The organism is Citrobacter amalonaticus, assembly GCF_018323885.1.
GTDB lineage: Bacteria > Pseudomonadota > Gammaproteobacteria > Enterobacterales > Enterobacteriaceae > Citrobacter_A > Citrobacter_A amalonaticus.
The window spans coordinates 1,803,274-1,828,227 of record NZ_AP024585.1; the positions used below are offsets into that span (position 1 = coordinate 1,803,274).

The 24,954-nt window shown below is 53.8% G+C and carries 19 protein-coding genes; 9 read left to right on the forward strand and 10 right to left on the reverse strand.

Features of this window, described 5'->3' with window-relative positions:
- Positions 1-87: 87 nt before the first annotated feature.
- From ldtD to KI228_RS08380, 3 genes are all read left to right on the forward strand, one after another.
- Positions 88-1,938, forward strand: a complete 1,851-nt coding sequence (gene ldtD, locus KI228_RS08370) for a L,D-transpeptidase (RefSeq protein ID WP_141227492.1) — start codon at positions 88-90, stop codon at positions 1,936-1,938.
- A 176-nt stretch (positions 1,939-2,114) separates the two neighbouring features.
- Entirely contained in the window at positions 2,115-2,663 is a 549-nt protein-coding gene (gene mepK / locus KI228_RS08375; protein WP_043001180.1) for a peptidoglycan L,D-endopeptidase MepK, read from the forward strand.
- A 19-nt stretch (positions 2,664-2,682) separates the two neighbouring features.
- Positions 2,683-3,330 (forward strand): MBL fold metallo-hydrolase, encoded by a 648-nt coding sequence (locus KI228_RS08380; RefSeq protein ID WP_061070318.1) that lies wholly within the window; start codon positions 2,683-2,685, stop codon positions 3,328-3,330.
- A 49-nt stretch (positions 3,331-3,379) separates the two neighbouring features.
- Here the strand turns inward: KI228_RS08380 and aspC are convergent, their stop codons facing one another.
- The 4 genes from aspC to pncB all read right to left on the reverse strand — a co-directional run bounded on the left by aspC (position 3,380) and on the right by pncB (position 9,239).
- Positions 3,380-4,570 carry an aspartate transaminase gene (aspC, locus tag KI228_RS08385; protein WP_061070317.1) on the reverse strand — a complete coding sequence of 397 codons (1,191 nt, stop codon included), beginning with the start codon at positions 4,568-4,570 and terminating at the stop codon, positions 3,380-3,382.
- 183 nt (positions 4,571-4,753) lie between these two features.
- Positions 4,754-5,863 carry a porin OmpF gene (gene ompF / locus KI228_RS08390; RefSeq protein ID WP_044256321.1) on the reverse strand — a complete coding sequence of 370 codons (1,110 nt, stop codon included), beginning with the start codon at positions 5,861-5,863 and terminating at the stop codon, positions 4,754-4,756.
- Positions 5,864-6,464: 601 nt separating this feature from the next.
- On the reverse strand, positions 6,465-7,874 hold the full coding sequence (gene asnS / locus KI228_RS08395; RefSeq protein WP_044256319.1) for an asparagine--tRNA ligase: 1,410 nt from the start codon (positions 7,872-7,874) through the stop codon (positions 6,465-6,467).
- Positions 7,875-8,036: 162 nt separating this feature from the next.
- Complete coding sequence (pncB, locus tag KI228_RS08400; protein WP_141227493.1) at positions 8,037-9,239, reverse strand: nicotinate phosphoribosyltransferase; 1,203 nt, start codon at positions 9,237-9,239, stop codon at positions 8,037-8,039.
- A gap of 266 nt (positions 9,240-9,505) precedes the next feature.
- Here pncB and pepN point away from each other — a divergent pair, with 266 nt between their 5' ends.
- On the forward strand, positions 9,506-12,118 hold the full coding sequence (pepN, locus tag KI228_RS08405; protein ID WP_061070315.1) for an aminopeptidase N: 2,613 nt from the start codon (positions 9,506-9,508) through the stop codon (positions 12,116-12,118).
- Between the two features lie 105 nt (positions 12,119-12,223).
- Here pepN and ssuB read toward each other — a convergent pair whose 3' ends face one another.
- The 5 genes from ssuB to ssuE are packed head-to-tail and all read right to left on the reverse strand — an operon-like array spanning position 12,224 to position 16,475.
- Positions 12,224-12,991, reverse strand: a complete 768-nt coding sequence (gene ssuB / locus KI228_RS08410) for an aliphatic sulfonates ABC transporter ATP-binding protein (RefSeq protein ID WP_061070314.1) — start codon at positions 12,989-12,991, stop codon at positions 12,224-12,226.
- Entirely contained in the window at positions 12,988-13,779 is a 792-nt protein-coding gene (gene ssuC, locus KI228_RS08415; protein ID WP_058587871.1) for an aliphatic sulfonate ABC transporter permease SsuC, read from the reverse strand. Before ssuC ends, ssuB begins: the two co-directional genes overlap by 4 nt.
- 11 nt (positions 13,780-13,790) lie before the next feature.
- Positions 13,791-14,936 carry an FMNH2-dependent alkanesulfonate monooxygenase gene (ssuD, locus tag KI228_RS08420; RefSeq protein ID WP_061070313.1) on the reverse strand — a complete coding sequence of 382 codons (1,146 nt, stop codon included), beginning with the start codon at positions 14,934-14,936 and terminating at the stop codon, positions 13,791-13,793.
- The gene (locus tag KI228_RS08425; RefSeq protein WP_061070312.1) at positions 14,933-15,907 is read right to left on the reverse strand and encodes a sulfonate ABC transporter substrate-binding protein; all 975 of its coding nucleotides are present in this window, start codon (positions 15,905-15,907) and stop codon (positions 14,933-14,935) included. The genes ssuD and KI228_RS08425 overlap by 4 nt, the downstream gene beginning before the upstream one ends.
- Entirely contained in the window at positions 15,900-16,475 is a 576-nt protein-coding gene (ssuE, locus tag KI228_RS08430; protein ID WP_043001169.1) for an NADPH-dependent FMN reductase, read from the reverse strand. The genes KI228_RS08425 and ssuE overlap by 8 nt, the downstream gene beginning before the upstream one ends.
- Positions 16,476-16,718: 243 nt before the next feature.
- On the opposite strand from ssuE, the gene pyrD reads away from it, so the two are divergent.
- Positions 16,719-17,729 (forward strand): quinone-dependent dihydroorotate dehydrogenase, encoded by a 1,011-nt coding sequence (gene pyrD, locus KI228_RS08435; RefSeq protein WP_043001168.1) that lies wholly within the window; start codon positions 16,719-16,721, stop codon positions 17,727-17,729.
- 179 nt (positions 17,730-17,908) lie between these two features.
- Positions 17,909-18,451 carry a cell division protein ZapC gene (gene zapC, locus KI228_RS08440; RefSeq protein ID WP_043001167.1) on the forward strand — a complete coding sequence of 181 codons (543 nt, stop codon included), beginning with the start codon at positions 17,909-17,911 and terminating at the stop codon, positions 18,449-18,451.
- Here zapC and KI228_RS08445 read toward each other — a convergent pair.
- Positions 18,448-19,557, reverse strand: a complete 1,110-nt coding sequence (locus KI228_RS08445; protein ID WP_054177190.1) for a YcbX family protein — start codon at positions 19,555-19,557, stop codon at positions 18,448-18,450. The two genes, zapC and KI228_RS08445, sit on opposite strands and share 4 nt — an antisense overlap.
- A 97-nt stretch (positions 19,558-19,654) precedes the next feature.
- On the opposite strand from KI228_RS08445, the gene rlmKL reads away from it, so the two are divergent.
- From rlmKL to pqiA, 3 genes are read left to right on the forward strand one after another with little or no spacing between them, the layout of a single operon-like run.
- On the forward strand, positions 19,655-21,763 hold the full coding sequence (gene rlmKL / locus KI228_RS08450) for a bifunctional 23S rRNA (guanine(2069)-N(7))-methyltransferase RlmK/23S rRNA (guanine(2445)-N(2))-methyltransferase RlmL (protein WP_061070311.1): 2,109 nt from the start codon (positions 19,655-19,657) through the stop codon (positions 21,761-21,763).
- A gap of 12 nt (positions 21,764-21,775) precedes the next feature.
- Complete coding sequence (locus tag KI228_RS08455; RefSeq protein WP_054177188.1) at positions 21,776-23,683, forward strand: ABC transporter ATP-binding protein; 1,908 nt, start codon at positions 21,776-21,778, stop codon at positions 23,681-23,683.
- Between the two features lie 14 nt (positions 23,684-23,697).
- The gene (gene pqiA, locus KI228_RS08460) at positions 23,698-24,951 is read left to right on the forward strand and encodes a membrane integrity-associated transporter subunit PqiA (protein ID WP_061070310.1); all 1,254 of its coding nucleotides are present in this window, start codon (positions 23,698-23,700) and stop codon (positions 24,949-24,951) included.
- The last annotated feature ends 3 nt before the right edge of the window (positions 24,952-24,954 follow it).

The following is a 24,954-nucleotide window of genomic DNA, read 5'->3' on the forward strand; positions in this document are numbered from 1 at the left end:
GGTTAGGCAATCGCATATCAGCCTTTCTATAATGAAGGAAAGCTCCGGTAGATGTGAGCATGTCGTAATGTAACCAGAGGGCAAGGGATGTTGCTTAATAAAATTGGTGGTCGTCGGTTCTCGGCAATAAGTTTATGCCTGGCCGTAGTATTCGCTCCACTGTCCAGTGTTCAGGCTGATGAGCCTGAAGTGATACCTGGCGACAGCCCTGTCGTTGTCAGTGAACAGAGTCTCGCTCAGCCGCAGGCGCAATCTGGCGCAACGGCGGTGATGGCGGGTCTGCAGCCACTCCCTGAGGGGGCGGCGGAAAAGGCGCGAGCTGAGCTTCAGTCGCAACTTCCTTCAGGCTATACGCCTGTCTATATGAATCAACTTGAACTGCTTTATGCGGCGCGCGATATGAAACCCATGTGGGAAAATCGCGAAGCCGTCAAAGCGTTCCAGCAACAGCTGGCAGAGGTCGCTATTGCAGGCTTCCAGCCTCAGTTCACCACCTGGGTGGCGTTACTGACCGATCCTGCCGTTAACGGCATCGCGCGCGATCTGGTGTTGTCTGATGCGATGATGGGGTATCTCCATCTGATCGCCAATATTCCGGTCAAAGGCAACCGCTGGCTGTACAGCAGTAAACCGTATGCACTGGCGACGCCACCGCTGTCGGTCATCAATCAGTGGCAGGTTGCGCTGGATAATGGACAACTTCCGACGTTTATTGCCGGGCTGGCACCTCAGCACCCGCAGTATGCGTCAATGCACGCGTCGCTATTAGCGCTGGTGGGTGATTCACGTCCATGGCCGCAACTGACCGGCAAAGCAACGCTACGACCGGGTCAGTGGAGCAACTACGTGCCTGCGCTGCGGGAAATACTGCAACGTACCGGGATGCTGGAAGGCGGACCGAAAATTGCGCTGCCGGGAGATGAGACCCCGTCAGAAGCGGTGGTCAGCCCGTCAGCCGTTGCCGTTGAAACCCCGAGCGCTGACACGGCAAAACAGACTGCGCCGCGCAGTAAGCCAGCACCGGCTGTCCGTGCTGCGTATGATAAAGAGCTGGTTGAAGCGGTAAAACGCTTCCAGACGTGGCAAGGGTTGGGCGCAGATGGCGCTATTGGCCCGGCTACCCGCGACTGGCTGAACGTGACCCCCGCGCAGCGTGCAGGGGTACTGGCGCTCAATATCCAGCGTCTGCGTTTGCTTCCATCTGAACTGTCGACGGGTATTATGGTGAATATTCCGGCGTATTCGCTGGTTTATTATCAGAATGGTAATCAGGTGCTGGCGTCCAGGGTGATTGTCGGTCGTCCCGATCGTAAAACGCCGATGATGAGCAGCGCGCTGAATAACGTGGTGGTCAATCCGCCATGGAACGTCCCGCCGACGCTGGCGCGTAAGGATATTCTGCCCAAGCTGTGGAACGATCCTGGCTACCTTGAACGTCACGGCTATACCGTGATGCGGGGCTGGAACAGCAGAGAAGCGATTGATCCGTGGCAGGTTGACTGGTCAACCATCACGCCGTCAAATTTACCGTTCCGTTTCCAGCAGGCGCCGGGAGCGCGTAACTCGTTGGGCCGCTACAAGTTCAATATGCCAAGTTCCGATGCAATTTATCTGCACGACACGCCTAACCATAATTTGTTCCAGAAGGATTCCCGGGCGCTTAGTTCCGGTTGCGTGCGTGTGAACAAGGCTTCTGAACTGGCAAACATGCTGTTACAGGATGCGGGCTGGAACGATACGCGAATTTCCGATGCGCTGAAGCAGGGCGACACGCGCTACGTCAATATTCGTCAGACTATCCCGGTCAATCTGTATTACCTGACGGCGTTTGTTGGCGCGGACGGGCGTACCCAGTATCGTACAGATATTTACAATTATGATCTGACAGCGCGATCCAGCGCACAAATTGTGGCAAAAGCAGAACAATTAATCAGGTAAATGAAGAAGTTCTGGTTAATCTGTTGTCGTAATAATTGGCAGTGACAGGGGCATCGGCCCAGAAGCCCCGTCATTGCTGGGGTTGGGCCAACTTGACGGCGGCTTTGATGCCAGTTAAGGTGCCTATCGTGCGCTAAAGCATATAGACGATAACATTGACCTGTAGACCTTAAACCATGGACAAATTTGACGCTAATCGCCGCAAACTGCTGGCGTTAGGTGGCGCTGCCCTCGGAGCTGCCATCTTGCCTGTGCCTGCGTTTGCCACACTCTCTACCCCGCGTCCGCGTATTTTGACTCTGAGCAACCTCAACACCGGAGAGTCAATTAAAGCGGAATTTTTTGATGGCAGAGCTTATATTCAGGATGAATTAGCCAAACTTAACCATTTTTTCCGTGACTATCGCGCGAATAAGGTGAAGTCCATCGATCCCAGACTCTTCGATCAGCTTTTCCGCCTGCAAGGGCTGTTGGGAACACGTAAGCCCGTTCAACTGATTTCCGGTTATCGTTCACTGGATACCAACAATGAATTGCGTGCGCACAGCCGTGGGGTTGCGAAACAAAGCTATCACACCAAAGGCCAGGCCATGGATTTTCATATTGAAGGCATTTCGTTAAGTAATATTCGCAAAGCCGCGTTATCTATGCGCGCAGGTGGTGTAGGATACTACCCACGCAGTAACTTTGTGCATATTGACACCGGGCCGGCGCGGCACTGGTGATTAACGAAACAGGAGCAGTATGAACTATCGTATTATTCCGGTCACCGCGTTCTCCCAGAACTGTTCTTTGATCTGGTGTGAGCAAACGCGTCTGGCAGCGCTTGTCGATCCCGGCGGCGATGCTGAAAAAATCAAACAGGAAGTGGATGCCAGCGGCATCACGTTGACGCAGATCCTGCTCACTCACGGACACCTCGATCATGTGGGTGCCGCGGCGGAACTGGCGCAACACTACGGAGTACCGGTTATCGGTCCGGAAAAAGAAGATGAGTTCTGGCTGCAGGGTTTGCCTGCACAGAGTCGCATGTTTGGCCTCGGCGAATGTCAGCCACTGACGCCCGACCGTTGGCTTAACGAAGGAGATCGTGTCAGCGTAGGGAATGTGACTTTACAGGTGTTGCATTGCCCGGGCCATACGCCTGGACACGTTGTTTTCTTTGATGAGCAGTCGCAACTTCTTATCTCAGGCGACGTGATTTTTAAAGGTGGAGTCGGGCGCAGTGATTTCCCGCGCGGCGATCACAGCCAGTTGATTGACTCGATCAAACGTAAGCTGTTGCCGTTAGGCGATGACGTGACGTTTATTCCGGGTCATGGCCCGCTGTCGACGCTGGGCTATGAACGGTTGCACAATCCGTTCCTGCAGGATGAAATGCCTGCCTGGTAATTCCCGTTAAAAAGCCCGCTTATCGCGGGCTTTGCTTTTATCGCACGTCTTACAGCACGGCAACAATGGCTTCGCACAGCGGCGCCATGTTATCAGGCGTCATTCCGGCAACGTTGACGCGACCAGAAGCCACCGCATAAACGCCAAACTCTTCACGCAGACGCAGAACCTGCTCTTTGGTCAGGCCGCTGAATGAGAACATGCCGTTTTGTTTGATGATGAAGCTGAAATCGCGTTCAGCCCCTTTCTCTTGCAGGGTGTTCACAAACAGCAGACGCATACGCTGAATGCGCTGGCGCATGTCGGTCAGTTCCTGTTCCCAGATTGCGCGCAGCGCATCGTTGCTGAGGATTGTGGCAACCACTGATGCGCCGTGGGCTGGCGGGTTAGAGTAGTTCGCACGAATGGCGGATTTCATCTGGCTGAAGGCGCGGTCAACGGTTTCCGAATCTGCCGCAACCAACGTACAGGCACCCACACGTTCGTTGTACAGGCCAAAGTTCTTGGAGTAGGAGCTCGCGACAATCAGCTCTTTGTGCAGCGCGGCGAACGCGCGCAGTCCTTCCGCGTCTTCTTCCAGACCACGAGCGAAGCCCTGATACGCGAAGTCAAATAGCGGCAACCAGCCTTTCTCGACGGAAAGCTGTGCCAGGGTTTGCCACTGCTCAAGCGTAGGATCGATACCGGTTGGGTTATGGCAGCAACCGTGGAATAGCACCACATCGCCCGCCTGTGCTTCGCTCAGGCTGTTTAGCAGCGCATCGAAGTCGAGTGAATGGTTTTCTGCGTCGTAATAAGCGTACTCGCGTACTTCCAGCCCGGCGGAGTTAAACACGCTCTTATGGTTCGGCCAGCTTGGGTTGCTCACCCAGACGCGTTTTACTGCCGTATTTTTTGCCAGGAAGTCGGCAGCAACGCGTAGCGCGCCGGTGCCGCCCGGCGTTTGCGCCGTGCGTGCGCGTTTGTCATTGATAAGATGACTACCTTTGCCGAACAGCAGCTCCTGCGTGCAACGGCCAAATTCCGGAATACCGTCAATGCCGAGGTAGTTTTTTGTTGTTTCATTTTCGAGTAAGTATTGCTCGGCTTTTTTAACGCTGGTCAGCACTGGCGTTTTGCCAGTTTCATCTTTATAGACACCGATCCCAAGGTTAATTTTCGAAGGACGGTCATCAGCACGAAACAGATCGGCCAGACCCAGAATGGGGTCGGCAGGGGCGGCAGTAATGTTCTCAAACATGACGAGGTTCCATTGTGGTTACAGAAGGGAAATCCGTTATCAGGTTAACGGCAGATTTACAAAATGCCAACCGTTAGTGATGAAAAGCCTGAAGGTTTTTTGAAGTCGCAAGATTTTGCTGACAGGCATAAAAAAACAGGACCGAAGTCCTGTTTTTTAGGCATTTAGCAAAGGGGTCTGCTATTAGAACTGGTATACGATACCCAGAGCAACGGTGTCGTCAGAGTTCACGCCCAGTTTGTTGTCAGAATCAATCTGGTTGATCTGGTAGTCAACATAGGTGGACATGTTTTTGTTGAAGTAGTAGGTGGCACCCACTTCAATGTAGTTCACCAGATCTTCGCTACCTACACCTTCTACGTCTTTCGCTTTAGATTTGTTGTAGGAGATGGACGGACGCAGGCCGAAATCGAACTGGTACTGAGCGACCACGAAGAAGTCCTGAGTTTTGTTGGCGAAACCACCGCTGATCGGAGTAGCGTTACGGGTTTCACCGTAGTTGGTCGCCAGGTAGATGTTGTTCGCGTCATATTTCAGACCGGTCGCCCACTGCTCAGCTTTTTCGCCACTGCCACGCAGTGCCGGATCTTGCTGTGCATTAGTACGGTCAGCTGCACCGTAAGCACCTACAACAGCGAAGCCTTCGAACTCATAGCTGATGGAGCCGCCAACGCCGTCACCATTAGAACGACGAACATCGCTGAAGTTGGTGCTGGTCGGATCGGTAGCGTCAACTTCGTAGCTGCTTGCGCGCTCGTTTTTGCCCAGGTACTGAACACCGAAGTTCAGGCCATCAACCAGACCGAAGAAGTTAGCGTTACGGTAAGTTGCTACGCCACCAACACGGCCAACGAAGAAGTTATCGCTGTATGCAGTATCACCGCCGAATTCTGGCAGCATATCGGTGTAACCCAGTGCATCGTAAACGATACCGTAGTTACGACCATAGTCGAAGGAGCCCGCATCACCGAATTTCAGACCGGCGAACGCCAGACGGGTTTTGTTGTTGTTCTGTGCGTCAGAACCGCCTTCAGAGTTGTTACCGGCGAAGTTATATTCCCACTGGCCGTAACCGGTCAGTTGGTCATTGATCTGAGTTTCCCCTTTGAAACCAAGACGAGCATAAGTCTGGTCGCCGTCGTTGCCTTTGTTATCAGAAAAATAGTGCAGACCTACCGCTTTACCGTACAGGTCCAGTTTGTTGCCGTCTTTGTTGTAGATTTCTGCAGCGTTAGCTGCACCGGCTACCAGCAGGGCAGGGATAACCACTGCCAGAATATTGCGCTTCATCATTATTTATTACCCTCATGGTTTTTTTATGACACCTGCCACTGCCGTCAATAAATTACGTCAATAAAAATTTACGGAACTATTGATGAGAGTTTGGTGTCTTTATGTGTCTGACAGGCATCTTTCCATTCAAACTAACGTTTCGCTACCGTGAAAGTGCTACAAAGATAAAGAATTAGTTTCAGAAAGAAAAAATATGTAACTAATTATTTCATTTTTGGAACTTTGTGAACGATATCAAATTTCGAAACGATTTCAGCGCCAGAACACACCACTTATATCTATTTATATGATTTTCTTATCTTTAATTTGAATAAAAGAAAAACGACGTACAGAAAATAGACATTTCCAGTTTTGCTTATGGCATTATCTGGACGTCTGGAATGCTGTTGGATTGTTTAAAAAATGTGCTAATGGGTGAGTAAATACTAATCCGCAAGAAAACTACGGTTTATTTTTTGTGCAGAAATATTACAACGTAATACCCAGTAACAGGAGTGGAGGATTTCGGGGTTGATCTTAGAATTGCTTACTTATTACTCACAAAAACTGACATTTCAGGCAATAAAAAAGGCCAGCAACGCTGGCCTTTTTGTGAACGATCTTAGAACGTCGCATTACGCGGTGTACGCGGGAAGGCAATCACGTCACGAACGTTCTGTACGCCGGTGACGTAGGCGATCAGGCGCTCAAAGCCGAGACCGAAGCCGGAGTGCGGCACGGTACCGTAGCGGCGCAGATCGCGATACCACCAGTAATCTTCTTTATTGAGACCCATTTCCAGCATGCGCGCATCCAGCACATCCAGACGCTCTTCACGCTGAGAACCACCGATGATTTCACCGATACCCGGCGCCAGAACGTCCATCGCGGCAACGGTTTTTCCATCTTCGTTCAGGCGCATATAGAACGCTTTAATATCTTTCGGATAGTTTTTCACTACCACTGGTGCCTTAAAGTGTTCTTCTGCCAGATAACGTTCGTGCTCGGAGGAGAGATCGACACCCCAGTAAACCGGGTTCTCAAACTTTCTGCCTTTCTTAATGCACTCTTCCAGAATAACGATTGCATCGGTGTAATCTACCTGGGCGAAATCCGCTTCAATGAAACGTTCCAGCCGGCTAATCGCCTCTTTATCCACGCGCTCGGCAAAGAACTTCATGTCGTCAGCACGCTCGGTCAGTACGGCTTTGAAGGCATATTTCAGCATGCCTTCCGCCAGGCCGGCGATATCGCTCAGGTTGGCGAACGCCACTTCCGGTTCCAGCATCCAGAACTCCGCCAGGTGACGGCTGGTGTTGGAATTTTCCGCACGGAAAGTCGGGCCGAAGGTATAGATTTTCGACAGCGCACAGGCGTAAGTTTCACCGTTCAACTGGCCGGATACGGTCAGGAAGGACTCTTTACCAAAGAAGTCTTTGTCGAAATCCACTTTGCCCTGATCGTCACGCGGCAGGTTTTCCAGATCCAGCGTCGACACGCGGAACATCTCACCAGCACCTTCGGTATCGGATGCGGTGATCAGCGGAGTGGAAACCCAGAAGAAGCCCTGCTCATCAAAGAAACGGTGCAGCGCCTGGGCCAGCGTGTGGCGAACACGTGCAACGGCACCAATCATGTTGGTACGCGGACGCAGGTGCGCAACTTCACGCAGGTACTCGATGCTGTGACGTTTCGCCGCCATCGGGTAGGTGTCTGGATCTTCAACCCAACCGCTGACTTCAACCTCAGAGGCCTGGATCTCAAAACTCTGTCCTTGTCCCGGAGAGGCCACAACCTTGCCGGTGACGATAACGGAGCAGCCGGTGGTCAGACGCAGCACTTCTTCATTGTAATTGGGCAGAGAATTATTAATGACGGCCTGTACAGGATCAAAGCAGGAACCGTCATAAACGGCGAGGAAGGAGATGCCAGCTTTTGAATCTCGGCGGGTACGTACCCATCCGCGCACGGTGACTTCGCTGTCAACGGCTACGCGGCCCTGGAGTACGTCGGCTACAGGCACAACGCTCATAATATTCTCTCTGTTAATAGTCCGATATATAAACACATGTTCCCCGGAATGGGGATTTCCTATGTTACCTGGCATCTGCAATCAGACAAGTAGAATTAACAGGAAAAGAAAAGAATTCAGAAATAAATGCTAAAAGGGAGCCGAAGCGGCTCCCTGGCAGGATTAACTGGCTTTTTTGATAAGCGGTAAATCAAATGCTTTGCGCAATGCGCGAACAAAAGCTTTGTCGTGGCAAATGGTTTTGCCCGGACTATCAGACAGTTTGGCAACCGGTTTACCGTTGCACTCCACCAGTTTTATCACGATGTTAAGCGGCTTAACCTGCGGAATATCGCACGTCAGACGCGTGCCAATACCAAAACTCAACTGCACGCGGGATGAAAAATGCCGGTAAAGATCGACGGCTTTATTCAGATCCAGATTGTCGGAAAAGACCAGCGTTTTGCTGTGCGGGTCGATACCTAACTTTTCATAGTGAGCGATAGCTTTTTCACCCCATTCAACCGGATCGCCAGAGTCATGGCGCAGTCCCTGGTAACGGGTGGCAAATTCGCTGCCAAAATCGCGTAAGAACGCATCCATTGTGATGCAGTCGGTCAGCGCAATACCTAGCTGATCCGGATATTCATTCAGCCATGCGGCGAGAGCGGCGCGTTGACTGGTTGCCAGTTCAGGGCTTATCTGTTGATGCGCCTGGAACCACTCGTGCGCTTGTGTGCCCATCGGGGTTAGCGACAAACGACGCGCCAGATCGTAGTTACTGGTGCCAACAAACCACGACTCCTGCTGCAAACGCTTAACGATAGCCTGTTGCACTTCACGGGAAAAACGGCGACGAGTGCCGAAATCCATCAGGTGGAAGCGGGACATATCGAGACTTGACGTTAAAGCAGAGAAATCGACTAGTTTCGTCTCCAGCGTATCGAGGGCCTGCGCGACGCCCACTTCTGGTGAGCGATACCGGTGGACCAGCTCACTGATCACCGCCAGCAGTGGGACTTCCCACATGATGACTTCACTCCATGGGCCAGTTAAGCGGATATTCAGCTTCCCGTTGTCGTTGCTGATGGATACCTGTTGCGGGTTATAGCGAAAATCGCGCAGCCAGTTGAGGTAATCCGCTTTGAAGAAGGGCAGGCCGGAGAGCCACTGGTACTCTTCATCCTGCAGGCGCAGATGCTGCATAGCATTAACCTGCTCGCGAATGGTGTCGGCATAAATACCCAGCAGGTCGTCGCCTCGGCAACGAAATTCAGCCGCTACTTGCACATCATAGTAGTGGTGAAATACGGCTTGCTGCATATGCAACTTATAAGCATCTGTATCCAGCAACGAGTGCAGAACAGGAGAAGCGAATTGTGTCATAGGTGCGCAGTAGCATCCTCTCACGGGAGCGTTTAGTACAATAAACAACTAAGAAAACCGCTGGAGTATACCTTGTTTAGCGATTTATTGAACCCTGATCACACCATAAGCTGACGTTAGGGTCGAGTGCATTTCGTGCCTCGTGTTATAAAAATGTAGCGAAAAGAGTGTTTGTGCCTGAAAAGATAAACATTCTGCGTAGCGCGATTTCCGCAACAGGAATAGACTGGAGTCGAGACTCTTCAAAAGATGCTAAAGGTTTTTTTATGACACAACAGCCACAAGCCAAATACCGCCACGACTACCGTGCGCCTGATTACCAGATTACTGATATTGACTTGACCTTTGACCTGGATGCTGAAAAAACCGTGGTCACGGCAGTGAGCCAGGCTGTTCGTCATGGCGCATCGGATGCCCCGCTGAAACTGGATGGAGAAGATCTGACGCTGGTCTCTCTCCACGTCAACGATGAACCGTGGACCGCTTATAAAGAAGAAGCGGGTGCGCTGGTGATCAGCAATCTGCCCGAGCGTTTTACGCTGCGTATTGTGAATGAAATCAGCCCGGCCCGGAATACCGCGCTGGAAGGCCTGTATCAATCGGGCGATGCACTCTGCACCCAGTGCGAAGCGGAAGGCTTCCGCCATATTACCTGGTATCTCGACCGCCCTGACGTGCTGGCGCGTTTTACCACCAAAATTATTGCCGATAAGAGTCAATATCCGTTCCTGCTCTCCAACGGTAACCGCACCGGCGAGGGGGAACTGGAAAACGGTCGTCACTGGGTTCAGTGGCAGGATCCGTTCCCGAAGCCGTGCTATCTGTTTGCGCTGGTTGCCGGTGATTTCGACGTGCTGCGCGACACCTTTACGACCCGTTCCGGGCGCGAAGTCGCGCTGGAGCTGTACGTGGATCGCGGCAATCTCGACCGTGCGCCGTGGGCGATGACCTCGTTACAGAACTCAATGAAGTGGGACGAAGAGCGCTTCGGCCTGGAGTACGATCTCGACATCTATATGATCGTCGCTGTCGACTTCTTTAATATGGGCGCGATGGAGAATAAAGGGCTTAATATCTTTAACTCCAAATATGTGCTAGCGCGTACCGATACCGCCACCGACAAAGACTATCTCGATATTGAGCGCGTGATCGGCCATGAATATTTCCACAACTGGACCGGTAACCGCGTTACCTGCCGCGACTGGTTCCAGTTGAGCCTGAAAGAGGGCTTGACCGTTTTCCGCGATCAGGAGTTCAGTGCGGATCTCGGTTCCCGTGCCGTTAACCGGATTAGCAACGTGCGCACCATGCGCGGCCTGCAGTTTGCAGAAGATGCCAGTCCGATGGCGCATCCGATCCGCCCGGACATGGTCATTGAAATGAACAACTTCTACACCCTGACCGTGTATGAAAAGGGCGCAGAAGTGATTCGCATGATCCACACCCTGCTGGGTGAGGCAAATTTCCAGAAAGGGATGCAACTGTACTTTGAACGTCACGACGGCAGCGCGGCGACCTGCGATGACTTCGTTCAGGCCATGGAAGATGCGTCCAACGTTGATCTTTCCCACTTCCGCCGCTGGTACAGCCAGTCCGGCACGCCAATTGTCACCGTTAAAGATGACTACAACCCGGAAACCGAACAATACACGCTGACTCTCAGCCAGCGCACGCCGCCAACGCCGGATCAGGCGGAAAAACTGCCGCTGCATATTCCGTTTGCCATCGAACTGTATGACAACGAAGGTAAAGTGATCCCGCTGCAAAAAGGCGGTCACCCGGTGAATTCGGTACTGAATTTCACCCAGGCGGAGCAGACGTTTGTCTTTGATAACGTTTACTTCCAGCCGGTACCGGCGCTGTTGTGCGAGTTTTCAGCTCCGGTGAAACTGGAGTATAAGTGGAGCGATCAGCAGCTGACGTTCCTGATGCGTCATGCGCGCAATGACTTCTCCCGTTGGGACGCAGCGCAAAGCCTCCTGGCAACGTATATCAAGCTGAACGTGGCGCGCCATCAACAAGGACAACCGCTTTCTCTGCCGGTGCATGTGGCGGATGCGTTCCGCGCGGTGCTGCTGGATGAGAAGATCGATCCGGCGCTGGCGGCGGAGATCCTGACGCTGCCGACGGCAACAGAAATGGCTGAGCTGTTTGATATCATCGATCCGCTGGCGATCGCTGAAGTTCGCGAAGCGTTAACGCGTACGCTGGCGACCGAACTGGCGGATGAGTTCCTGGCGATCTACAACGCCAACCGGCTGGAGGAGTACCGTGTTGAGCATGCGGACATCGGTAAACGTACGCTGCGTAACGCCTGCCTGCGCTTCCTGGCCTTTGGTGAAACGACGCTGGCGGACACGCTGGTAAGTAAGCAGTATCGTGAAGCTAACAACATGACCGATGCGCTGGCGGCGCTGTCTGCGGCCGTAGCGGCGCAACTGCCGTGCCGTGATGCGCTGATGCAGGAGTATGACGACAATTGGCATCAGGACGGTCTGGTGATGGACAAATGGTTTATCCTGCAGGCCACCAGCCCGGCGGATAACGTGCTGGATACGGTACGTGGTCTGTTGAAACATCGTTCGTTCAGCCTGAGCAACCCGAACCGTATTCGTTCGCTAATTGGTGCGTTTGCCGGCAGTAACCCGGCGGCGTTCCATGCGGAAGATGGCAGCGGATATCAGTTCCTGGTTGAGATGTTGACCGAGCTTAACAGCCGTAACCCGCAGGTGGCGTCACGTCTGATCGAACCCTTGATCCGTCTGAAACGTTACGATGTGAAGCGTCAGCAAAAAATGCGTGCCGCGCTGGAACAATTGAAAGGGCTGGAGAATCTTTCCGGCGATCTGTACGAGAAGGTAACCAAAGCGTTAGCCTGAGACGTTGACCTGTCGTTTTTGTAGGCCGGATAAGGCGGTAACCCCGCTATCCGGCAAAATGCCCGGTGGCGCTCATGCTTACCGGGCCTACAACGTCCTGAATACTTATCCATGCCGACGGATCGGCTGTTCCGTTACCCCACGCTGCATCACCCGACTCAATACGTTGGCCTCCAGCTCCGCTAAACGCACCGATCCCAGGCGGCGGGGGCGTGCAATGTCGACCGTCAAATCCAGTCCAATCTTGCCATCCTCAATCAGCAACACCCGATCGGCCATCGCCACGGCTTCGCTGACGTCATGTGTCACCAGTAGCACGGTAAAACCATGCTCCTGCCACAGCGAAACAATGAGATCTTGCATCTCCAGACGTGTTAACGCATCCAGCGCGCCAAGCGGTTCGTCAAGCAACAGCAGGCCCGGCCGGTGGATTAGCGCCCGCGCAAGGGCAACTCGCTGCTTTTGTCCGCCGGAAAGCGCTGCTGGCCATTCGCTCGCCCGCTCTTCCAGCCCAACCGCCGCCAGCGCCTGACGCGCAGCGTCCCGCCAGTGGCCCTTCAGACCCAGTCCCACGTTGTCGATCACCGATTTCCACGGCAAAAGTCGGGCATCCTGAAACATCATGCGGGTGTCGTCCTGACTATCGCGAAGCGGCGTGGTCCCTGCCAGCAGTTCACCGGCGTTCGGCGATTCCAGCCCCGCCAGCAGGCGTAGCAGAGTGCTTTTTCCCCCACCGCTACGCCCGACGACGGCAACAAACTGTCCCGCCGGGATATGGAGATCAAGCTGATTCAGTACGATGTTACCCGCGTACTTTTTCGTTACCGCATTCAGCAGGAGCGGTGTACCCTGGTTCAGACGGGCGGTATTCATACGGTGGCCTCCTTCACATGATAAGCCGGGTTCCAGCGCAACCAGACGCGTTCCAGCAGTTGAGCGCTGACGTCGGCCAGTTTACCGAGCAGGGCGTAGAGAATAATGGCGACAACCACGATATCCGTTTGCAGGAATTCGCGAGCGTTCATCGCCAGATAACCGATTCCTGAATTGGCTGAAATGGTCTCCGCGACGATCAGCGTCAGCCACATCAGCCCCAGCGCAAAGCGCACGCCGACCATGATCGAGGGCAGGGCGCCGGGCAGGATCACATGGATAAACAGCGAAAAGCCGGATAATCCGTAGCTACGCGCCATCTCCACCAGGCCGCGATCGATGTTGCGGATCCCGTGCCAGGTATTGATATAGACAGGAAAGAGCGTCCCCAGCGCGACCAGAAAAATCTTCGCGGTTTCATCAATGCCAAACCACAAAATCACTAACGGGATGAGAGCCAGATGTGGAACGTTGCGCAGCATCTGAATGGAGGTATCCAGCAGGCGTTCTCCCCAGCGCGATAAGCCGCTGATCAGCCCCAGCGTCAGGCCAATCGAACCGCCGATCGAAAAGCCAATCAGCGCACGCCAGGAACTGATGGCCAGATGCTGCCAGAGTTCGCCGCTGGCGGAGAGCGTCCAGAAGGCGATGATCACCCCTTCCGGCGAGGGTAAAATACGCCCGGAGAGCCAGCCCATGGAGGAGGCCAGTTGCCAGACGGCGACGATGCCCACCGGTAAAAACCAGGGGGCAACGCGTAACAACCACTTTTTCGTTGGCGTTGCCATCATGGTTCTCCTCAGCTTTGCGCAACCTTACGCGGGATAAATTCATTCGCCACCGCTTCACCCTGCTGATGCTGGCGTTGCGGTTGTGGGACTTCCGGGATCGCGACGTCCAGATGCGGGAACAACAGTTCGCCGACCCGGTACGCCTCTTCCAGATGTGGGTAGCCGGAAAGGACAAAGCTGTCGATGCCCAGCGCGGCATACTCGTTGATGCGCGCCGCCACCGTCGGTCCGTCGCCGACCAGCGCGGTCCCGGCGCCACCGCGCACCAGACCCACACCGGCCCACAAATTCGGGCTGATCTCCAGTTGGTCGCGCTTGCCGTTATGCAGCGCCGCCATTCGGTGCTGACCGACAGAATCCGTCCGGGCAAACGCCGCTTGCGCCTTCGCGATCGTGTCGTCATCAAGGTGAGCGATCAGCCGGTCCGCGGCTCGCCATGCTTCTTCGTTGGTTTCACGGACAATGACGTGCAGGCGAATGCCAAAACGAATGTTACGCCCACGCGCCGCCGCTTTGGCTCGTACCTGGGCTATCTTCTCTTTCACCAGCTCAGGCGGTTCGCCCCAGGTGAGGTAAAGATCGACCTGTTTAGCGGCCAGATCCTGGGCGACATCGGAAGAGCCGCCGAAGTAAAGTGGGGGATAGGGTTGCTGGATGGGCGGGAAGAACAGTTTCGCTCCGCGAACGTGAATGTGCTTACCGTTGAAGTCGACGGTTTCACCCTGCAATAAACGACGCCAGACCTGGGTGAACTCCGAAGAGGCCTCGTAACGTTCACTGTGATCGAGAAACACACCGTCGCCCGCCAGTTCCTGTGGATCGCTGCCGGTGACCAGGTTAAACAGCGCGCGACCGTTGGAGAGGCGGTCAAGCGTAGCGGCCTGCCGTGCGGCGACTGTCGGTGAAGTGACGCTCGGGCGCAATGCGACCAGGAATTTGAGTCGCTGAGTTACCGGGATCATTGATGCCGCGACCAGCCACGCGTCTTCACAGGATCGCCCGGTGGGGATCAACACACCGGTGAATCCCAGACGATCCGCCGCCTGCGCAATCTGCTGTAAATAGCCATGATCCACCGGACGCGAGCCTTCCTCCGTCCCCAGATAGTGACCGTCACCGTGCGTCGGTAAAAACCAGAACATATTCAGACTCATAATGATTTTCCTTCCTGTTGAGTGGGGTGCCAGATGCGCTGGCGGATATCGATTTTTTTCGGTACCAGGCGGTTGTCGTAAAACAGATCTGCGGTTTGTTGTTGCAACGCGGCTACAGCGTCACTGACCGGTGAAATGCTGGTCGGCGGGCGATGATCGAGATATGACGCAATCACGGGCTCTGGCAGTCCCATTGTTTTCGCCAGCAGGGCAATGCTTTCCTGCCGCTGGCTGAGGGTTAACGCATCTGCCTGACTGAAGGTATCCAGCACGCCCTGAATGAACGCGCCGTTCTTCTCAGCGTACGGTCGCGCGGCGAGATAGAACGATCCCGTTTGTTTCAGATCGCTGCCGTCTTTCAGTACGCGCACACCGCCCTGCAATAATGCAGCGGAATAGTAAGGATCCCAGATGGCCCATGCATCAACGTTACCCTGCTGGAACGCCGCTCGGGCATCGGCAGGGGTAAGATACGTCGGCTGGATATCGGTAAATTTCAGCCCGGCCTGTTGCAGGGCGCGCAGCAGCAGGTTGTGCGAGCTGGATCCTTTCTGGAACGCCACTTTATGGCCTTTCAGTTCCGCCACCGTTTTGATGGGGCTGTTTTCCGGCACCAGAATCACTTCGGCTTTCGGTTTCGCCGGTTCTACGCCGACGTACACTAAATCTGCGCCAGCGGCCTGGGCGAAAATGGGCGGAATATCGCCGGTGCTGCCCAGATCAATACTGCCGACGTTCAGGGCTTCCAGCATTTGCGGTCCGGCGGGAAATTCAATCCAGGATATTTTGGTTCCGGGATAACGCGTTTCCAGCAGCTGGTGGCTTTTCGCCAGGACCATACTGATGCTGCCTTTCTGATAGCCTATACGCAGGGCATCAGGTGAGGGCTCCGCCGCCTGTGTCAGTCCGCAAAAGGCCAGCAGTCCGGCGAATGCCAGCCATGCCGTACGAGCTTTGAGAAGATTACGCATGGGCCGCACCTCGCACAGTATCAAAAGCAGGAACCTTAACGTCGCGGCGGTGCAGGGCGTGCCAGAACGTTTCCAGCGCTTTATCAAGACGCAGCTGTAAATTGGGCGTGAAATGCGGCTTATGCTGATAGTCGATCACCTGGGAGTCATCGGCAAAGACGCCGTGTAAAATCTCCTGCGCCTTCAGGGCGCTGAGCACCGGTTTCAGCGCGTAATCGACGGCAAGCAGATGTGCAACGGTGCCGCCTGTCGCCAGAGGCAGGACGACTTTACCTTCCAGCGCCCGTTCGGGGAGCAGATCGAGCAGCGTTTTTAGCGCCCCGGAATAGGCGGCTTTATAAACCGGCGTGGCAACGATCAGGCCGTCCGCCTCTTTCAGTTGCGCGACCAGTGTTTTCAGTGCCGGGCTGTCGAAACGGGCATACAGCAGATCTTCAGGCTCGAAGTTGTGCAGATTCCAGTGGTACACCTCAACGTCCTGACCGTTCAATTTTTCCCGGGCATATTCCAGTAAAGCACTGGATCGAGAGGGAAAGCGTGGGCTTCCCGCCAAAGTGATGACGCGCATAATTGCATTCTCCCCTTATAACCAATTGTTCGCTTTTATTTAACATTGATAACAATTTTTGCAGTCTGACAGAGGGGAATCGGGAATCGAAATGATTTATGCGGAATTGAAAAGCTGAAAATTGCATAAAAAGAAGCTGACAGGGAAAACGTTTGCTTTTTATTGCCGCAGGTCAATTCCCTTTTTGTTCGATATCACCCATAATACGCCCCCGGTTTGCACACCGGGAATCCAGGAGAGTTCATGTACTACCCCTTCGTTCGTAAAGCCCTTTTCCAGCTCGATCCAGAGCGCGCTCATGAATTAACTTTTCAGCAATTACGTCGTGTGACGGGAACGCCGCTAGAAGCGTTGATCCGCCAGAAGGTCCCGGCGAAACCGGTCACCTGTATGGGATTAACCTTTAAAAATCCGCTTGGTCTGGCTGCTGGTCTGGACAAGGACGGGGAGTGTATTGATGCCCTGGGCGCGATGGGATTTGGCTCGATCGAGATCGGCACCGTGACCCCGCGTCCACAGCCCGGCAACGATAAGCCAAGACTGTTCCGCCTGGTCGATGCCGAAGGTTTGATCAACCGTATGGGCTTTAATAACCACGGCGTTGATAACCTGGTCGAGAACGTTAAAAAGGCCCATTATGACGGGGTGCTCGGAATTAATATCGGCAAAAATAAAGATACGCCGGTTGAGCAGGGTAAAGATGACTATCTGATTTGTATGGAAAAAATCTATGCCTATGCCGGTTATATTGCCATTAATATCTCCTCGCCAAATACGCCGGGATTACGTTCATTACAATATGGCGACGCGCTGGATGATTTGCTTACGGCGATTAAAAATAAACAAAACGATCTGCAAAAGATCCACCAGAAATATGTTCCGATCGCTGTAAAGATCGCGCCGGATCTTTCTGAGGAAGAACTGATCCAGGTTGCCGATAGTTTAGTACGCCATAATATTGATGGTGTTATTGCCACCAATACAACACTCGATCGTTCTTTGGTTCAGGGAATGAAAAATTGCGATCAAATGGGTGGCTTAAGTGGTCGTCCGCTGCAATTAAAAAGTACAGAAATTATCCGCCGTCTGTCTCAGGAATTAAAAGGTCAGTTGCCTGTTATTGGCGTTGGCGGTATCGACTCAGTGATTGCCGCGCGCGAGAAGATGGCTGCCGGGGCGTCGCTGGTTCAGATTTATTCTGGTTTTATTTTTAAAGGTCCGCCACTGATTAAAGAAATCGTTACCCATATTTGATTTTTTCTCTCTCTTTATCAGAATATCAGACAACCAGGGGTTTATTTCCTCCCCTGGTTGTTTTATATTCTTTCACTGTTGCTTATTTAAACATTTTAAGCTTTGCTTATTAAGGTAATAAACGAAGCGGCGAAAAAGGACAATTTTGCAACGGGGCGATGGAGAGGGGAGAGAAAACAATGCGAATTAAACCTGACGATAACTGGCGCTGGTATTATGACGAAGAGCATGACCGAATGATGCTCGATTTAGCCAATGGCATGTTATTTCGCTCGCGTTTTGCCCGCAAAATGCTCACCCCGGATGCATTCTCACCGTCCGGTTTTTGCGTTGACGATGCCGCGCTGTACTTCTCCTTTGAAGAAAAGTGCCGCGACCTTGAGCTCTCTAAAGACCAGAAAGCTGAGCTGGTGCTCAATGCGCTGGTGGCCATTCGCTATCTGAAACCCCAAATGCCGAAAAGCTGGCACTTTGTGGCGCACGGCGAAAACTGGGTACCCGGCACTGGCGATGCGGCCTGTGTCTGGCTGAGTGATACCCAGGAACAAATCAATCTGTTAGTGGTAGAGCCTGGCGAAAATGCGGCGCTGTGCCTGCTGGCGCAACCCGGGGTGGTTGTGGCCGGGCGGACGATGCAGCTTGGTGATGCGATTAAAATAATGAATGACCGACTGAAGCCGTCGTTTCGTCCGCACAGCTTCAGCCTGGAACAGGCGGTTTAACGCGCCAGCTTCAGCGCGGTTTTTGGCACGCAGCTACAGCTGAGGATGGTGCCATCATCGCCAAGTGCCGATCTCTTCAGCGGGTTCACTTCGCCTTCCAGCAGTTTGATACGACAGCAGCCGCAAATTCCCGCCCGACACGAATAGGGTACCCGGATCCCCTGGTTTTCCAGTTGCTCAAGCAATACCTGTTGATTGTTCCCCTGAAACGCCTGTCCCTGCCAGTCGATGGTGACCGTCGCATTCGGTTGCTGCGCGACTTCAACCGTCTCCCCGGTGTCGGCGGCGCCATAAACGCGAGCCGGACCGGTCGATAAAACCTCCACTTCATCGCCCACGCGAATCACGCCGCTATTACGGGCGATCAGGTTCAGCCCAAAATCGACATCGCCATTGTCCGGCGCGGTACGGAAGGTTTGCAGCGTTGCCAGCGGCTCACCGGAGGGATGCTTTTGCCCTTTTTCCGGACTGACCGTGGTAAAAATACAGCGGCTGCACGGTTTCGCCACATCAAAGATAACCTCGCCAATGCGGATCACTTTCCAGTTGTCTTCTTCCCATGCCGTAGCACCAGAGACCACGATATTGGGGCGGAACTGTTCAACCTGAACACCCGCCGGGCAGCGCTGCTGCAGATCGCGCAACGAAGCGTCATTTACCAGCAGATACGGGAAACCATCGGCAAAAGAGAGCGGCACGCCCGCGTGGCGTTTAACCCGCCGGGTCAACTGTGGTCCCACCCAACGCAGTTGCACGCTGCGGGAGAAGAAGCCGCTAAGCCACTGATTAATCGCATCGGGGGCGACTCGCGCGGTAAAATGGTTGCCCCAGACTTCCGTCGGCGCATCCTGGGCGGCAAAATCAGCAAACCGCACCAGCGCGCTGCTGCCGTCAGGCGCGGTCAAATGCAGGCCATCGTGCAGGGGCGAGGGGGTAAAGCGCACCATTTGTGGAAACTGACGCGCTGTGATGAAGGTGCCATCGGCTTCGGTAACCATAAAAATACGATCAAAAGCCAGACCGCTGACGTCTGCCAGAGCGTGGGTCAGCCCAATGCCACGCATTGATTTGACGGGGTGGATGAAAAGTCTGGATAACGTCAACACGGTACAGTCCCTCGAAAGAAATAAGCCTTCAACTTTATGACATAGCGCCCATATTAGCTATAATGCGCAGCAATTTTCTTCGAGTATAAGTGACGCTATGAATTCTTTGTTTGCCAGTACGGCCCGTGGGCTGGAAGAGCTGTTAAAAACTGAACTGGAAAGCCTCGGCGCCGTGGAGTGTCAGGTGGTTCAGGGTGGGGTCCATTTCCAGGGCAACACCCGGCTTGTTTACCAGAGCCTGATGTGGAGTCGCCTGGCCTCGCGCATTATTTTACCTTTGGGTGAGTGCAAAGTTTACAGTGACTTAGACCTTTACCTTGGTGTGCAGGCCATCGACTGGACGGCAATGTTTAATCCGGGTGCGACCTTTGCTGTCCACTTCAGCGGGCTGAACGACACCATTCGCAATAGCCAGTACGGCGCGATGAAAGTCAAGGATGCGATTGTTGACGCCTTCACGCGTAAAAATCTGCCGCGTCCGAATGTCGATCGCGAATCGCCAGACATCCGCGTAAACGTCTGGCTGAATAAAGACACGGCCAGCATTGCGCTGGATTTAAGCGGTGACGGTCTGCATCTGCGCGGCTATCGCGATCGCACCGGTCTGGCACCGATCAAAGAGACGCTGGCGGCGGCGATTGTGATGCGCTCTGGCTGGCAGCCGGGAACTCCATTGCTCGACCCGATGTGCGGTTCGGGCACGCTATTGATTGAGGCGGCGATGTGGGCAACCGATCGCGCACCGGGCTTACACCGTGGGCGTTGGGGCTTTAGCGGCTGGGCGCAGCATGATGACGCTATCTGGCAGGACGTGAAGGCGGAAGCGCAAACCCGCGCCCGCAAAGGTCTGGCTGAATATACCTCGCGTTTTTACGCTTCTGACAGTGATGCCCGAGTGATCGAACGCGCGCGCAGCAACGCCCGTCGCGCAGGGATTGGCGAACTGATTACCTTCGAAGTCAAAGACGTGGCGAAGCTGAGCAATCCGCTGCCGAAAGGTCCTTACGGGACGGTGATCAGCAACCCGCCTTACGGCGAACGTCTGGACAGCGAGCCGGCGCTGATTGCGCTGCACAGCCTGCTGGGACGTACCATGAAGAACCAGTTCGGCGGCTGGAATCTCTCTTTGTTCAGCGCCTCACCGGATTTGCTAAGCAGCCTGCAACTGCGCGCGGACAAACAATTCAAAGCGAAAAACGGCCCGCTGGACTGTGTGCAGAAAAACTACCATGTAGCGGAAAGCACGCCGGACAGCAAACCGGCAACGGTGGCGGAAGACTATGCCAACCGTCTGCGTAAAAACATCAAGAAACTGGAAAAATGGGCGCGTCAGGAAGGGATTGAATGCTACCGCCTGTACGATGCCGATCTGCCTGAATACAACGTAGCGGTCGATCGCTACGCCGACTGGGTCGTGATTCAGGAGTACGCTCCGCCTAAAACTGTCGATGCGCAGAAAGCGCGTCAGCGACTGTTCGACATCATCGCCGCCACCTTGTCGGTGCTGGAGATTGCGCCGAACAAGCTGGTGCTGAAAACCCGTGAACGGCAGAAAGGGAAAAACCAGTATCAGAAGATGAACGAGAAGGGGGAATTCATCGAGGTAAGCGAATACAACGCTCGCCTGTGGGTGAACCTGACCGATTACCTGGATACCGGACTGTTCCTCGATCACCGTATTGCGCGACGGATGCTGGGGCAGATGAGCAACGGCAAAGACTTCCTTAACCTGTTTTCCTACACCGGCAGCGCCAGTGTGCACGCAGGTTTAGGTGGCGCGCGCAGCACCACGACGGTCGATATGTCGCGTACCTATCTTGAGTGGGCAGAGCGCAACCTGCGTCTGAATGGCTTGAGCGGACGCGCGCATCGCCTGATCCAGGCCGACTGTCTGGCCTGGCTGCGTGAAGCTAATGAACAGTTTGATCTGATTTTTATCGATCCCCCGACGTTCTCCAACTCGAAACGGATGGAGGATGCCTTTGACGTTCAGCGCGATCACCTGGCGCTGATGAAAGATCTGAAACGTCTGCTGCGTAAAGGCGGCACGATCATGTTCTCCAACAATAAACGCGGATTCCGTATGGATCTTGACGGACTGGCGGCGCTGGGGCTGAAAGCACAAGAAATCACCCAAAAAACGCTTTCCCAGGACTTTGCCCGTAACCGTCAAATCCACAACTGCTGGTTGATTACCGCGGCCTGAAAGGATAAGTAAATGTCATTAATCAGCATGCATGGCGCATGGCTGTCGTTCAGCGACGCGCCGCTTCTTGATAATGCAGAACTGCATATCGAAGATAACGAACGCGTCTGTCTGGTGGGCCGTAACGGCGCCGGCAAATCAACGTTAATGAAGATCCTCAATCGTGAGCAGGGTCTGGACGATGGGCGCATTATTTATGAGCAGGATCTGATCGTTGCCCGTTTGCAACAGGATCCTCCGCGCAATATTGAAGGCACCGTTTACGATTTTGTCGCGGAAGGCATCGAAGAACAGGCGGTCTACCTTAAGCGATATCACGAAATTTCGCGTCTGGTGATGACCGATCCGAGCGACAGAAACTTAAATGAGCTGGCAAAAGTGCAGGAGCAGCTCGATCACCACAATCTGTGGCAACTGGAAAACCGCATCAATGAGGTGCTGGCGCAGTTAGGACTGGATCCTAATGCCGCGTTGTCGTCGCTGTCCGGTGGTTGGCTGCGTAAAGCCGCGCTGGGTCGTGCACTGGTCAGTAATCCGCGCGTTCTGCTGCTGGATGAACCGACCAACCACCTCGATATTGAAACCATTGACTGGCTGGAAGGGTTCCTGAAGTCGTTCAATGGGACGATTATTTTTATCTCCCACGACCGTTCTTTTATTCGCAATATGGCGACCCGCATTGTCGATCTCGATCGTGGCAAGCTGGTGACCTACCCGGGGAATTACGATCAATACCTGGTGGAGAAAGAAGAGGCGCTGCGCGTCGAAGAACTCCAGAACGCCGAGTTCGATCGCAAGCTGGCGCAGGAAGAGGTGTGGATCCGCCAGGGCATTAAAGCCCGTCGTACCCGTAATGAAGGCCGCGTGAGGGCGCTGAAAGCGATGCGCCGCGAACGCAGCGAACGCCGCGAAGTGATGGGCACCGCGAAGATGCAGGTCGAAGAGGCGACCCGCTCCGGTAAGATCGTTTTCGAAATGGAGAACGTGGATTACCAGGTCGACGGCAAACAGCTGGTGAAAGACTTTTCAGCTCAGGTACAGCGCAGCGATAAAATTGCCCTGATCGGTCCTAACGGCTGCGGTAAGACCACGCTGCTGAAGCTGATGTTAGGCCAGTTGCCGCCGGACAGCGGTCGTATCCACGTCGGTACGAAACTGGAAGTCGCTTATTTCGACCAGCACCGCGCCGAACTGGATCCAGACAAGACGGTGATGGACAACCTCGCCGAAGGTAAGCAGGAAGTGATGGTTAACGGCAAACCGCGCCATGTGCTCGGCTATTTGCAGGACTTCTTGTTCCATCCGAAACGGGCGATGACCCCGGTACGCGCACTGTCTGGCGGTGAGCGAAATCGTCTGCTGTTGGCGCGTCTTTTTCTGAAACCCAGCAATCTGTTGATTCTCGATGAACCAACGAACGATCTCGACGTCGAAACGCTGGAGTTGCTGGAAGAGCTGATTGATGGTTATCAGGGCACCGTGTTACTGGTGAGCCACGATCGTCAGTTTGTCGACAATACGGTGACCGAGTGCTGGATTTTCGAAGGCAACGGGAAAATCGGCCGTTATGTCGGCGGCTATCATGATGCACGCAGTCAACAGGAACAGCATCTGGCGTTTAAACAGCCAGCGGCGAAAAAAACTGAGGAAGTGGTTGCCCCGAAAGCAGAAATTGTAAAACGCGCCAGTAGCAAACTAAGCTATAAACTGCAGCGCGAACTGGAACAGTTACCGCAACTGCTGGAAGAACTGGAAGCGAAGCTGGAAGCCCTGCAGGCACAGGTTGCCGACGCCGCGTTTTTCAGCCAGCCTCATGAGCAGACACAACAGGTTTTGGCCGATCTGGCAAATGCAGAGCAAGAACTTGAGCAGGCCTTTGAGCGCTGGGAGTATCTTGAAGCGTTAAAGAATGGTGCATAATTAAGGAGCACACCATGTGCGAACATCATCATGCCGCAAAGCACATTTTGTGCTCGCAGTGTGACATGCTGGTGGCATTGCCCCACCTTGAGCATGGGCAGAAAGCGGCATGCCCGAGATGTGGCACAACATTGACGGTGATGTGGGACGCGCCGAGACAGCGTCCCACTGCTTATGCGTTAGTTGCGCTGTTTATGTTGCTTTTATCGAATCTGTTCCCTTTTGTGAATATGAATGTCGCTGGGGTGAGCAGTGAAGTGACCCTGATGCAAATCCCTGGTGTCCTGTTTTCGGAAAATTACGCCAGTCTCGGTACGTTCTTTTTACTCTTCGTTCAACTGGTTCCCGCGTTTTGCCTGTTAACCATTCTGTTGTTGGTGAATCGGGTACAAATGCCCGCAAAGCTCAAAGCCCAACTGGCTCGCATTCTGTTTCAGCTAAAGAGCTGGGGAATGGCGGAAATTTTTCTCGCGGGCGTGCTGGTAAGTTTCGTCAAACTGATGGCATACGGCGATATCGGCGTCGGCAGCAGCTTTATCCCCTGGTGCTTCTTCTGCATTCTGCAACTCCGCGCGTTTCAGTGTGTTGACCGTCGCTGGCTGTGGGACGACATCGCCCCTATGCCCGTGATTAAACAGACGTTAACACCTGGCGTTCCCGGCATTCGTCAGGGATTACGCTCTTGTTCCTGCTGTACGGCGATCCTTCCGGCGGATGAGCATCTTTGCCCGCGCTGCGAAACGAAAGGGTATGTGCGCCGCAGAAACAGCCTGCAATGGACGCTGGCATTACTGTTCACGTCGATCATGCTGTATCTTCCAGCGAATATTTTGCCGATCATGATCACCGATTTACTGGGGTCGAAACTGCCTTCCACCATTCTTGAAGGGGTGGTTTTAATCTGGAGTGAAGGCTCTTATCCGGTCGCGGCGGTGATCTTTATCGCCAGTATTATGGTGCCGACGCTAAAAATGATCGCCATTGCCTGGCTGTGCTGGGACGCCAAAGGGCATGGCAAGCGTGACAGTGAACGCATGCACCTGATTTATGAAGTGGTGGAGTTTGTAGGTCGCTGGTCAATGATTGATGTGTTTGTTATCGCCGTGCTCTCTGCGCTGGTGCGCATGGGAGGTTTGATGAATATTTATCCAGCAATGGGTGCATTAATGTTTGCTTTAGTCGTCATTATGACAATGTTTTCTGCGATGACATTTGATCCGCGTCTGTCGTGGGATCGTGAACCAGAACCAGACCATGAGGAGTCCTGATAA